Source organism: Crocosphaera watsonii WH 8501 (assembly GCF_000167195.1).
Taxonomy (GTDB): Bacteria; Cyanobacteriota; Cyanobacteriia; order Cyanobacteriales; family Microcystaceae; genus Crocosphaera; species Crocosphaera watsonii.
Window position 1 is genome coordinate 43,021 of the sequence record NZ_AADV02000009.1, and the last position, 12,187, is coordinate 55,207.

15 protein-coding genes are annotated in these 12,187 nt (G+C 34.6%); 9 read left to right on the forward strand and 6 right to left on the reverse strand.

The annotated features are described in order from the left end of the window. Positions 1 to 28: 28 nt before the first annotated feature. The 4 genes from CWATDRAFT_RS12285 to aspS form a co-directional block, all read right to left on the reverse strand. Positions 29 to 844, reverse strand: coding sequence for a methyltransferase domain-containing protein (locus tag CWATDRAFT_RS12285; protein WP_007305302.1), 816 nt, complete (start codon positions 842 to 844; stop codon positions 29 to 31). Continuing rightward, positions 831 to 1,526: an alpha/beta fold hydrolase gene (locus tag CWATDRAFT_RS12290; protein WP_007305301.1), complete on the reverse strand. Its 696-nt coding sequence runs from the start codon at positions 1,524 to 1,526 to the stop codon at positions 831 to 833. The genes CWATDRAFT_RS12285 and CWATDRAFT_RS12290 overlap by 14 nt, the downstream gene beginning before the upstream one ends. Next, positions 1,516 to 2,697 (reverse strand): 8-amino-7-oxononanoate synthase, encoded by a 1,182-nt coding sequence (bioF, locus tag CWATDRAFT_RS12295; protein WP_007305300.1) that lies wholly within the window; start codon positions 2,695 to 2,697, stop codon positions 1,516 to 1,518. Before bioF ends, CWATDRAFT_RS12290 begins: the two co-directional genes overlap by 11 nt. Before the next feature lie 146 nt (positions 2,698 to 2,843). After that, positions 2,844 to 4,640, reverse strand: coding sequence for an aspartate--tRNA ligase (gene aspS / locus CWATDRAFT_RS12300; protein WP_042711473.1), 1,797 nt, complete (start codon positions 4,638 to 4,640; stop codon positions 2,844 to 2,846). Between the two features lie 472 nt (positions 4,641 to 5,112). Between aspS and CWATDRAFT_RS41750 the strand changes: the two genes are divergently transcribed. From CWATDRAFT_RS41750 to CWATDRAFT_RS12320, 7 genes are all read left to right on the forward strand, one after another. After that, a complete protein-coding gene (locus CWATDRAFT_RS41750) occupies positions 5,113 to 5,214 on the forward strand; it encodes a PEP-CTERM sorting domain-containing protein (RefSeq protein ID WP_071905581.1) in 102 nt (33 codons plus the stop codon). A 119-nt stretch (positions 5,215 to 5,333) separates the two neighbouring features. Continuing rightward, positions 5,334 to 5,510 (forward strand): hypothetical protein, encoded by a 177-nt coding sequence (locus CWATDRAFT_RS38530; protein WP_007310570.1) that lies wholly within the window; start codon positions 5,334 to 5,336, stop codon positions 5,508 to 5,510. 2 nt (positions 5,511 to 5,512) lie between these two features. Next, positions 5,513 to 5,827 (forward strand): hypothetical protein, encoded by a 315-nt coding sequence (locus CWATDRAFT_RS12305; protein ID WP_007305291.1) that lies wholly within the window; start codon positions 5,513 to 5,515, stop codon positions 5,825 to 5,827. A 492-nt stretch (positions 5,828 to 6,319) separates the two neighbouring features. Continuing rightward, complete coding sequence (locus tag CWATDRAFT_RS12310; protein ID WP_007305292.1) at positions 6,320 to 8,158, forward strand: carbamoyltransferase family protein; 1,839 nt, start codon at positions 6,320 to 6,322, stop codon at positions 8,156 to 8,158. 20 nt (positions 8,159 to 8,178) lie between these two features. Next, positions 8,179 to 8,586, forward strand: coding sequence for an SxtJ family membrane protein (locus CWATDRAFT_RS12315; protein ID WP_007305293.1), 408 nt, complete (start codon positions 8,179 to 8,181; stop codon positions 8,584 to 8,586). After that, a complete protein-coding gene (locus CWATDRAFT_RS38535; RefSeq protein WP_007305294.1) occupies positions 8,586 to 8,747 on the forward strand; it encodes a DUF5989 family protein in 162 nt (53 codons plus the stop codon). The genes CWATDRAFT_RS12315 and CWATDRAFT_RS38535 overlap by 1 nt, the downstream gene beginning before the upstream one ends. Before the next feature lie 31 nt (positions 8,748 to 8,778). Continuing rightward, positions 8,779 to 9,561 (forward strand): Rpn family recombination-promoting nuclease/putative transposase, encoded by a 783-nt coding sequence (locus CWATDRAFT_RS12320; protein WP_007305295.1) that lies wholly within the window; start codon positions 8,779 to 8,781, stop codon positions 9,559 to 9,561. Between the two features lie 90 nt (positions 9,562 to 9,651). On the opposite strand, the gene CWATDRAFT_RS12325 is transcribed toward CWATDRAFT_RS12320, so the two are convergent. Next, positions 9,652 to 10,032, reverse strand: coding sequence for a hypothetical protein (locus CWATDRAFT_RS12325; protein ID WP_007305298.1), 381 nt, complete (start codon positions 10,030 to 10,032; stop codon positions 9,652 to 9,654). Beyond that, positions 10,013 to 10,210 (reverse strand): hypothetical protein, encoded by a 198-nt coding sequence (locus tag CWATDRAFT_RS12330; protein ID WP_021836843.1) that lies wholly within the window; start codon positions 10,208 to 10,210, stop codon positions 10,013 to 10,015. Before CWATDRAFT_RS12330 ends, CWATDRAFT_RS12325 begins: the two co-directional genes overlap by 20 nt. A gap of 128 nt (positions 10,211 to 10,338) precedes the next feature. On the opposite strand from CWATDRAFT_RS12330, the gene hpnA reads away from it, so the two are divergent. Beyond that, positions 10,339 to 11,325, forward strand: coding sequence for a hopanoid-associated sugar epimerase (hpnA, locus tag CWATDRAFT_RS12335; protein ID WP_007305296.1), 987 nt, complete (start codon positions 10,339 to 10,341; stop codon positions 11,323 to 11,325). A 37-nt stretch (positions 11,326 to 11,362) separates the two neighbouring features. Further along, positions 11,363 to 12,052 carry a chemotaxis protein CheW gene (locus tag CWATDRAFT_RS12340; protein WP_007305297.1) on the forward strand — a complete coding sequence of 230 codons (690 nt, stop codon included), beginning with the start codon at positions 11,363 to 11,365 and terminating at the stop codon, positions 12,050 to 12,052. Positions 12,053 to 12,187 lie beyond the last annotated feature (135 nt).

The following is a 12,187-nucleotide window of genomic DNA, read 5'->3' on the forward strand; positions in this document are numbered from 1 at the left end:
GGTATCTGGACTCATACTCTATATTATATCATATTAATTTAATAAGTAAAAAAGTAACATCATAACTTACCTCTACTTGATCAGGATAACACTGAGAATTCCAATAATTAATTAATCGTTTCATCTCAGGGATTGATAATTTTTCTTGCTTTAAATTTAGTCCTGCACCGATAATCTTAAGACTTCTGAAAAAATCGGCAGCATTTTCATAATTCATGGTATAATCACCCTCCAGCAGATGAATTTTATGGGGTGGAATAGATAGTTTTCTGATTACTTCTTCAGTATTTGGTAATTGATTTCTGGTAAAGGGTAAATTTAACTCTTGACACATCTTTTTCCATTCAGGAAAACTGCGATGGTTGGGAAAAGCTAATAATAATATTCCTCCTGGTTGCAACATATTAATTAAACGGTTTAAACTATTAACAATGTCTTCAAACCATTGCACAGTAAAGCTACTAATAATAGCAGCATAGGTATGAGGCTCTGCTTTTACTCTTTCTCCATCTATTTTTCTGAACTGAATTAACTCTTTTTCTGCTTCGGAAATTTGTAGATTATTTGCACAATAATTGAGCATTTCTTCAGAAATATCAATAATATCAAAAAAGTGATCAGGAAACTGTTTAATAAGTCCCTTAGTTACAAAACCTGTCCCACAACCAATTTCTAAAATTGTACCTTTCGGCAGAGAAATAACAGAGTTTTTTGCTATTTCTAATAACTTTTCGGCACTTTCTTTTTGAACTTGGGAATGAGATAAATAATTAGCAACTCCTTTACTAAAATTGTTTGCTATTGCATCTTTTTTGGATGAGTTAGCAACTTTAATTATCGCCATGATTGTCTATTTCTCCTAATGTTTGATTTACAATAGATAAGCAAGATTTTAGATGAGTAAAAGGTAAGCAGTGTCCAGCATCCTCAATTTCGTAATATTGACTATTTTTGCTCACCTTTTTGTAAAATTCTTGAGAATAAGATACAAGAAAAATTCTGTCTTTTGAGCCATGAATTATATTAATTTTGGGTATTTTTTCTAGAATATTTATATCTAATTTGGCTTTATTTAATAGTTTTAAATCTTCTTCTAACCTTTCCCTGTTAAAGTTTTGCTCCTCAGTTTCAATATAAGGAGAAGGATAATAACATTTTTTATAGAAAGATTTTAAAACATTTTTTGGGTTATTTTTAAACTCATCTATCATCAATTTTAGTCCATATTTTGTTCTTTTTCTTGACTTTTCATTGTCAGGATGAAATTCAGAAAAACTATTGAATAAGATTAGGATGTTAGCTTTTTTTAGTATTTCTCTGGGACATAAATGTAAGCCAAAAGAATGAGCAAAAATGATTTTATTTAGCTCATTATCTGTAAATTCTGGATAAATTTCGTCTTGAAAATATCCTCTATCATAGGTTTTAAATTGAAAATTACTTGATAATATCTCCTGCCATTGTTCCCAACAGTTTCTATCAAAACCCCAACCATGATAAGCGATAATTTCTCCTTTAAGACTCATGATACTGTTTAAGCAAAGAAATAAGATAATTGATCTGTTCTGGTTGATGTTTGCTGGATAAAACAAAACGAATTCTAGCAGTATTTTTGGGGACAGTTGGGGGTCTAATAGCAGTTGCTAAAATGCCATTTGTTTCTAAATATTGTGATAAATTTAGGGCTTTTTCTTCATCACCAATAATCACAGGAATAATTGGAGAAATTGAATTACAAACCTTATAACCTAAATTTATTAGCTGATTTTGTAGATAATCTATTCGTCCACCTAAATATGTTCTCTCTTGATCTAAGCTAGGAACGAGATCAATAGCAGCATCAATAGAACCAATAACAGCAGGAGGTAAGGCAGTGGTATAAATGAAACCTGGACAACAATTAATCAAATAATCACGTATCAGTTTAGAAGTAGTAATAAACGCTCCAAAACTTCCTATTGCTTTACCAAAGGTTCCCAAACTAATATCAATTCCTGACTTATTTGCCGTCAGTCCCATGCCCTTCTCTCCCATGATACCTAAAGCATGGGCATCATCGAGGTAAAGAAGTGTGTTATATTGTTGCGAAAGTTGAATCAAACCATCCACATCACTGCGATCGCCTTCCATACTAAAAACCGTCTCAGTAACGATTAAAATGCGATTGTAGCCCTGTAAAACAGCTTTTTTCAGTAATCTCTCCAAATGACTTAAATCGTTGTGTTGATAGCGTTTCCATCGGGCTTTACTCAGGAAAATACCTTGTAGAATACTATTATGAACCAGGCGATCGCATAACACTAAAGATTTTTGGTCAACTAAACTAGGGATAATAGTAGTATTAGCTTGAAATCCTGTGTTAAATAGCAAAGCAGCCTCTTTACCACAGACTTTTGCTAATTTTTGCTCTAATTTTTCGTGAATATCATAAGTTCCTGTCACTAAACGGGAGGCAGTGGAACCTGTTCCATATTGTTTAGTATAGTTTTGTGAGGCTAACATTAGACTAGGATGTTTGGAAAGTCCGAGATAATCATTAGAACTAAAATTAATTAGACTCTTCCCATTTTTAACAATAGTAACCCCATCTTGAGGACAAATAGCCTTTAGTTGTCGAATGTTATTATTTTTCTCTGTTTCCTGTAATTCTTTGGCAATAAAATCTAATTTATTACTCTTATTTATACCTGAAAGCATCTAACTTTTTCAACCTCAACTGTAGGGTGGGCAAATTCTCAAAAAATAATCGCAGGATTAAGGATTGTTATTATTTGCCCACCATCATATATTTTACCTCTTCTTGCATAGCTTCGAGACGCTGCTAAAAACGTCTCTAACCATCTTTACTCCTCTTTTGTTTTCGGTTTATAAGTCGATTTAATTTCTAACTCTTTCAACTGTTTAGCATCAACAGAAGCTGGTGCTTCTGTCAACAAACAACTCGCTTGCTGAGTCTTAGGAAAGGCTATGACATCACGGATAGAGTCTTCTTTTGCTAGTAACATAACCAGACGATCTAACCCGTAAGCAATACCCCCATGAGGTGGAGTTCCATACTCAAACGCTTCTAACAAAAAGCCAAACTTATTGTAAGCTTCTTCTAAAGATAAACCAATGGTTTCAAAGACCTTTTCTTGGATGTCTTTTTGATAGATACGTAAGCTTCCACCGCCAATTTCTACCCCATTATAAACCAAGTCATAAGCTTGCGCTCTCGCTGTTGATAAATCGTCTATATCTGCTAAATTAGGGGCAGTAAAAGGATGGTGTAAAGCTTCTAAGCGTTTCTCGTCAGCATTCCATTCAAACATAGGAAACTCTGTGATCCAAAGCAAGTTAATCTTATCGGGATCAATTAAATTCATCCGTTGACCAATCACCAATCTTAAGCGTGATAAAGACTTATTTACCGTGTCCGTATCTCCAGCACCAAATAACAATAAATATCCAGGTTTTGCGCCGATTCTTGCCAATAATTCCGCTTTTTTATCCTCCGTCAAATTATCCTTAATCGCCCCAATAGTATCTAGTTTATTATCTTCTTTAACCCGAATATAAGCGATACCTTTTGCCCCTGCTTCCGTAGCTTCTTTAAATAAGTCACCCCCTGGTTTAATCTGCACATTAGAGATAGCATCATTGCCCCCAGGAATGGGTAAAACTTTCACCTTTCCCCCATTCTTAACTACTCCTGAGAACACTTTAAATCCGCTATCTTTAACAATATCAGAAACATCAACTAAGGTTAAATCAAAGCGAGTATCAGGGCGATCATTTCCGTACTTTTCCATAGAATCTTTATAAGTTAACCGAGGAAAAGGACGAGGTAAATCTATATTTTTAACCGTTTTAAAAATGCTACAAACTAATCCTTCATTCAATTCTAATATTTCATTTTCGGACATAAAACTCATTTCCATATCCAGTTGCGTAAATTCTGGCTGTCTATCTGCCCGTAAGTCTTCATCCCGAAAACACCGCGCAATTTGATAGTAGCGATCGCAGCCTGAAACCATCAATAATTGTTTAAATAATTGCGGTGACTGAGGCAGTGCATACCACTGTCCTGGGTGAACTCTAGAAGGTACTAAATAGTCCCTTGCCCCTTCAGGAGTAGAACGAGTCAAAATAGGGGTTTCTATTTCCATAAATTGCTGTTCATCTTCCAGATAACGACGGATAGCCTTAACAACTGTATGGCGTAATTGTAAATTTTTAGCCATGCGATCGCGTCTCAAATCTAAATAACGATACTTGAGACGAGTTTCTTCCTTAACAAACTCTGCATCTAAACTCGAAACCACAAAAGGCAGTTGTTTATTGACCCCATTTAATAACTCAATGGACTCTGCATAAATTTCTACTTCTCCCGTGGTAATTTTAGTATTTAAAGACTCAGGGGGACGCTTACTAACCTGTCCAATAATTTTGACTACATATTCGTTGCGTAACGTCTCAGCAATGGGGTAGGATGTAGGGGTACGCTGAGGATCGCTGACAATTTGCACGATTCCCGTGCGATCGCGTAGGTCGATGAAAATCACCCCACCGTGATCCCGACGGCGATCAACCCATCCAAACAGGGTTACAGTCTTCTCAACATCCGTTGCGCTTACATGATTACAATAATGGGTTCTCATCTGAAGTTTGTCTAATTTGTTATTGTACTGAGGTCGTGCATTATAACGCTTCACACTGACCAAAATTGAGACGTACCCCCCATTATCGCTTATTTTTGTAACCCCTAACTGTTTTCTATTTAACGAGATATTTTTTTTAAGATTAAGTTTATATTTTTGCCAAATTATAGATTAAACTTTAAAATTGCTTAACGTCCCACGCTCACTAAACTGAAATAGTGATCCTTCCAATTGAAAAGTGAGATTATAGAGGGTTCAACAGTAGTTAAACCCTAATTTTAGTAGTAGTTCCTTTAACTGGGCGACAACTATAAATAACGGGACTCCCCACCTTTTTTAATGTTTATTTTACAGCTTAGTTAGAGAGGATAAATTTATAATTAAACTAAGAATGTTCTAAAAATTTAAGACGAATAATGAATAAACTATTATTGGGGCATTTTCACCTTCTGACGAATTAAGTGGTATTGCGATCGAGGGGACGGAATTACCTAGTACACCAGAACCTTCAAGCATTCTTAGTTTAGGGGTTTTGTTGGGTATGGGTGCGTTGTTGAGAAAAAAACAAAAATAAAAGTTAATTTTTTGTAACACAATCAAGGTAAGCATTGCTTACCTTTTTTAATATTTATTTTACAGCTTAGTTGGAGATTATAACCTTACAATTAATTTATTAATTTAAGCTTGGATACAATGAAACATAGTATTCAAAAATTTAATCCCGATAAGCTTTATGAAATTGTTGTAAGTGGTTGTTTTTCCATTAAAGCCCAATCATCCACAGAAGCACAACAAAAACTAGAAGCATTATTAGGAGAAATGGACGCAGATCACTGGGAAATCGAAAAAATTAATGAGGTAGAATGTTAGCGATGATTTCTTTATCTGAAGCTGAACAAAAAGCCATCGAGTTTATTACAGACGAGTGGGAACTATCTGACCAAGAAAAAAACTTATTTGTCATAAATAATTCCCGTAAAATTGATGATAAATGGTGGTATATGGTCGAGGTTACAGTTAATAACTTGCCCGATAAATGGGTTGTCCAAGTTTATGATGATGGAGACTGTGATCCCTGTTATACCTTTATTTCTCCCTTTTCTGAACAAGAAAAATCAACTTATTTAGATAAGCTACCTAATAAGTTAGCTTTAGCTGTTCAAGAAGAGAGAAAAGGTCATATCTAATTTCCTCCGTATTTATGCTGATACGGTTATCCTCCTTTCCACTACCAAACAAGAAAGCTACGATCAGATCAGAAACGTTTACAAACCTTAACATAAGAGGAAACAGCCATGATGAGCCTAATAACCGTCTTAATCTTTCTCTGGGGACTTGTAGCAATTGCCGATAGGCTAACCAAAGAGTATCCCTCAACCTAGAATATACTGAGTTCATTTTAGGTTAGAGATAGTATAGTAGAGATATATAGAGCAAACCTCTCTTTTTCATGGAGATAAACACTTATGATGTTACCCGGTTTATGTTCTGCCCGTAGTAAAACCCTATTTTGGACTGGTGTTACTTTAGCCATAGTGGCCATTTTGTAACAGGCCATAGTAGAATCTTATTTTCGTTTTTTCCGTCTATTATGTTATTCTGTAGGTTATTTGTCTTAATCAGGGGTTTGTCCTGGTTAAAGCCTATGCAGCATAACATGGTGGAGGATTGGATTAAAGATGAATATTTTGGGCATTTCTGCCTATTATCATGATAGTGCTGCTGCCTTAGTGCAATCGGGACAGGTTATAGCAGCAGCACAAGAAGAGAGATTTACACGCAGGAAACACGATGCCAAGTTTCCTAAGAATGCTATTAGTTATGTTCTGCAAGAAGCCAATATTTCCCTCAGAAAGTTAGATTATATTGTTTTTTATGAAAAGCCTTTAATTACCTTTGAAAGACTCTTAGAAACCTATATTACTTATGCACCAAAGGGGTTTCGTTCTTTTGTCAGTGCCATGACTGCATGGCTACAAGAAAAGTTATATTTAAAGACAGTTTTAAAGAAAGAATTAGCAAAATTAGCTAACTGTAAAACCTCCCAACTTCCCCCATTATTATTCACCGAACACCATCAATCCCATGCTGCTTCTGCCTTCTTTCCTAGTCCCTTTGAAACAGCAGCCATTTTATGTTTAGATGCGGTGGGAGAATGGGCAACAACCTCCTTATGGTTAGGGGAAGGTAATAACATGATTCCTCAGTGGAAAATCGACTTTCCCCACTCCTTGGGTTTACTATATTCTGCCTTTACCTATTATACAGGATTTAAAGTCAATTCTGGTGAATATAAATTGATGGGATTAGCTCCTTATGGTGAACCCAAATATACTAATTTAATTTTAGAGAATTTAATTGATATTAAAGAGGATGGAACATTTCGCCTCAACATGGATTATTTTAACTATGCAACTGGGTTAACTATGACTAATAATAAGTTTGCTCAATTGTTTGGTCAACCTCCCCGAAAACCAGAAAGCGAAATCACCCAACGGGAGATGAATATTGCGGCTTCTATTCAAGAAGTAACCGAAGAAATTGTTTTAAAATTAGCTAATACTGCTCATAAAGAATTAGGTACAGATAATTTATGTTTAGCCGGAGGAGTGGCCTTAAATTGTGTCTCCAATGGCAGACTTTTAAGAGAGGGAAAATTTAAAGATATTTGGATTCAACCCGCCGCAGGAGACGCTGGAGGAGCCATTGGTGCAGCTTTAGCTATTTGGTATCAATACTTAGAAAATCCTCGTTATGGCAGTCATTTTGATAGGATGAAAGGCTCTTATTTAGGACCCCAGTTTAGTGATGAGCAAGGGCAGCAATATCTTGATGATGTCAGAGCAAATTATGTTTATTTAGAAGACAGTGAACTATTTAACAAAGTAGCAGAAATATTGGCAGAAGGTAATGTAGTGGGTTGGTTTCAAGGACGGATGGAATTTGGACCCAGGGCGTTAGGAAATCGGTCTATTATTGGCGATCCTCGTAATGAGAAAATGCAGTCAGTGATGAATCTAAAAATCAAATATCGGGAGTCTTTTCGCCCCTTTGCTCCTTCCGTTTTAGCAGAGAAAGTTGACCAATATTTCGAGTTAGATAAACCCAGTCCTTATATGTTATTAGTAGCTGAAGTTAAAAAAGACTTACATATCCCTATGAATGAGGAACAAAAGCAATTATTTGGTATCGATAAATTGAAAATACCTCGCTCAAAAATTCCTGCTATTACCCATGTTGACTATTCAGCAAGAGTGCAAACTGTTCACCCAGAAACTAACCCCCGTTACCACCAATTAATTAAACAATTTGAAACCTTGACAGGGTGTGGTGTTTTAGTTAATACTTCCTTTAATGTTAGGGGAGAACCGATTGTTTGTACCCCAGAAGATGCCTATCGTTGTTTTATGCGTACCGAGATGGATTATTTAGTAATTAATAATTATTTATTAGCCAAATCTAAACAACCTCAATGGCAAAAAGACGATGCTTGGCGAGATGAATTTGAACTAGATTAATTAACAACAGAGGTTTAAAAATGTTTCAGGAAATACCAAAGTTAGATAAAAAAGGATTACGAGAATTTGGCTTAATAACAGGAGGATTTATTGCCTTACTGTTTGGTTTATTATTACCCTTATTATGGGGTCATCAGTTACCCCTAATTCCTTGGATTATTGCCATAGTTTTAGTCATTTTATCCCTATTGATTCCTCAATCCCTTGCCCCTATTTATCAAGGATGGATGAGAGTTTCTCAGGTGCTTGCTTGGGTAAATAATCGTCTTATTTTGGGGATTATTTTCTTTATCATTGTGACACCTATGGCCTTAATTATGAAAATAATTAAACGAGATCCTTTGAAAAGAAAATTTGAGTTTAGATTAGGAACTTATCGAGTTTCTAGTCAAATTAAAAATAAACTTAGTATGGAGAAACCTTATTAATGGAAGGATTTATTGAACTTTTACAAGATTTATGGGGCTTTTTAAACGAACGTAAAAAGTATTGGTTAGCTCCATTGATTATTACTTTAGTATTATTAGGTGCTTTGATTGTCTTTACTCAAGGATCGGCGATCGCTCCTTTTATTTATACTTTGTTTTAGCTGTTTTTATTTATTGTTAATAGGATAGATAATGAAAACAGATACTATTTTTTATCGCTTGTTTCAATCATTTCCTAGTTTCTTCTTTGAACTAATTAATCATAACTCAGAAGAAGCTAGTAACTATGACTTTTCATCCGTAGAAGTGAAACAGTTAGCTTTTCGTATTGATGGGGTATTTTTTCCCAAAACTGAAACAGATCTTATCTATTTTTTAGAAGTTCAATTTCAAAAAGATATTAACTTTTATGCTCGTTTTTTCAGTGAAATAGTCTTGTATTTGAGCAAAAACTCTTTACAATCTGATTGGAAGGGAGTTATTATTTATCCTAATCGTCAAGTAGACTCATCTAATACTCAACATTATCAAGAATTACTCAATTCCCAAAGAATACAACGCATTTATATTAATGAATTAGAAACATCTGACACAAAGTCTCTCGGTATTGCTATAATTGGACTGATAGTGTCAAAAGAAACGGAAGCCGTTGAAACTGCTAAACCAATCATTCAAAAAGTTCGTCAGGAAATGATTAACCAGCAGCAACAAAGAGAACTTTTGGAACTATTAGAGACTATTCTAATTTATAAATTACCAAAAATTAATCGTCAGGAACTAGAAGCTATGTTTAGTTTAAGTGATTTAAAAGAAACAAAAATTTATCAAGAAGTTTTAGAGGAAGGAAGACAGGTAAGTAAAATAGAGTCTATTCCTAGAATGATAAAATTAGGTCTTAGTTTAGAAATTATAGCAACTTCTTTAGATTTACCTCTAGAAATAGTCCAAGCAGAAGCTAATAAGAATCAACACTAAACCTCATTAATATCATTACTTAGGTTACTCATAAATAAAACAAAGTAGAAACGACTAATTATTAATCTTTATACTTTGTTTTATAGATAGTTAAAGGGAACGAAAAGACCAATGAATACGTTGTATAGTATCTACTGCATTCGGATTATTTCCATAATAACTAACAATCACAACTGTTGTATTGTTAGAATCGCGAATGTAGCTGTGAATTTCATTACCAAAATGGAATTCTGTACCCTCTCCAGCTACCCAAAGTCTAACTGCTGGTTTATTATCTATAGTTAAATTACCACGCTTAGTTATACTCACAGTAGTCGGTCCTTCAATCGTTCTTTGATTAGTAGGAGGAACAACATCATTAAATCTTTGTGGGAAAAAAGAAACTTCAGTCTTAATTACATTATTGATGTTATTTCTATTTTTACTACTCCAAAGAGTCCATATTGGAATATTAGATGGTGTTTTTTTCAATGGTGTAGTTTTGTGGAGTTTGAATAGAAAATTTATTATCTACAGTATGAGTTTTAAAATCATTCTGAGATTGAGCAGAACTAATAGCAGTTTTAAAGAGAGGAGAAACAGTAGTAAATAGACTAAAAAAGACTGCCCTACTTATAATAGCCGATATTTTTAATGGTGCTTTGAGCATGATAATTTTTACCTTTGTAAAATTAACCATCATTAGATTTAGTATTATATCATTATAAAATAAAACAAAATAGAAACCAATAGTGCTAAAATGAGTTATATATTCAACCACCATAACAAAAATAAATTATGTCCATTAAAGCATTTGTAACAGGAGGAACCGGATTTATTGGCGCAAACTTAATAAGACTTTTATTAAAAAAAGGTTATGAAGTTCGTGCTTTAGTTCGTCCTCAAAGTAGTTTAGAAAATCTCAAACCTTTAGATATTGAAATCATAAAGGGGGATCTTAACGATATTAACTTAAGCGAGAAAATAAGAGGTTGTAATGTGTTATTTCATGTCGCTGCTCATTACTCCTTATATCAAGCAGATAAAGAGCAATTACACAATAGCAATGTATTAGGAACTCGTTCTATTTTACAGGCGGCCAAACAAGCTAATATTGAACGTATTATTTACACCAGTTCCGTTGCTGCCATTGGAGTAGGGAACCCCGGAGAAATAGTCAATGAAACCCATCAAAGTCCCGTCAATGAATTAGTCGGACATTATAAGAAATCGAAATATTGGGCAGAACAAGAAGCAAAAAAAGCTATTATTAAGGGGCAAGATATCGTTATCGTTAACCCCAGTACCCCCATTGGACCACTAGACATTAAACCCACTCCTACGGGAGAGATTATTTTACGTTTTTTACGCCGTCAAATGCCAGCTTATGTCGATACAGGGCTAAATATTATTGATGTGCGAGACGTAGCGCAAGGTCATCTGTTAGCATTAGAAAAAGGGAAGACAGGGGAACGCTATATTTTAGGCAACAAAAACCTCAGTTTAAAAGCCTTGTTAGAAGAATTATCCCAACTAACAGGGTTAAAAGCCCCCCAACAAACCTTACCCCTTTGGCTACCTTTAACTGTAGCATGGGTAGAAGAGACCTTATTATCCCCTTTGGGTAAAAAACCATCAATTCCTATGGATGGGGTAAAAATGTCTAAACAGCCGATGTATTATGATCCATCTAAAGCTATTAATGAATTAGGTTTACCCTCTTCTCCCATTAAAAATGCTCTGCAGGATGCCATTAATTGGTTTACAAATAATGGCTATGTATAAGTAAATTACTGTTCATAATTCATAATAAGTAAAAATTATGGAAGAATCTATCACTTATTGTTGGAATGATATTGGCGTTTCGGGGGATAGTTCTTGTGCTGAATTGAAAACAGTTATTCATTGTCGGAATTGTTCGGTTTATCGAGGTGCCGGTAGAACTCTCTTACAAAGAAATTCCCCAGAAGGTTATGTCGAAGAATGGACAGACATATTAGCACAAGATTGGCAAGAAGCAGCAGCAAAAGCTGAAGAAGAAGGTTCAACTTTAGTTAAAAAAGAGACAGTTAATGATGAAATTGTTGCTCTAGTTATTTTTAGAGTTTTTCAAGAATGGTTAGCCTTACCAGCATGGGTTGTTAAAGAAATTACTCATATCCATCCTGTTCATACTTTACCCCACCGAGGTAACCACGTTTTTGCTGGAATTGTTAATATTCGTGGTGAGATTTTAATGTGTATTTTACTGAGAAATCTCTTAGCATTACCTCTTGGAGACTTGGATGAGAAAGACAAGAATTTAAAAGATTTATCTTCTATTGTTCCTGTCATTTATGAGAGAATGATTGTGATTGAAATACAATCCAATCGTTGGGTATTTCCCGTAGATGAAATTTTAGGGGTTTATCGTTTCTCTTCACAACAATTACAAGATACTCCTGTTGTTATTTCTAAAACTCCTGATACTTATACCAAGAGAATTATTTCATTACGAACGAAAAAACATTAACTATCTAGATTCATGAATTCAGTATTCCTNATGAACTTCATTCATTCTCATACTCTTACAATCCGAGACCTTAATCTTAACCAGCAACCCACTAAACTCTATTCACTGTCTCGCTCAATCACACGCTCCCAACAA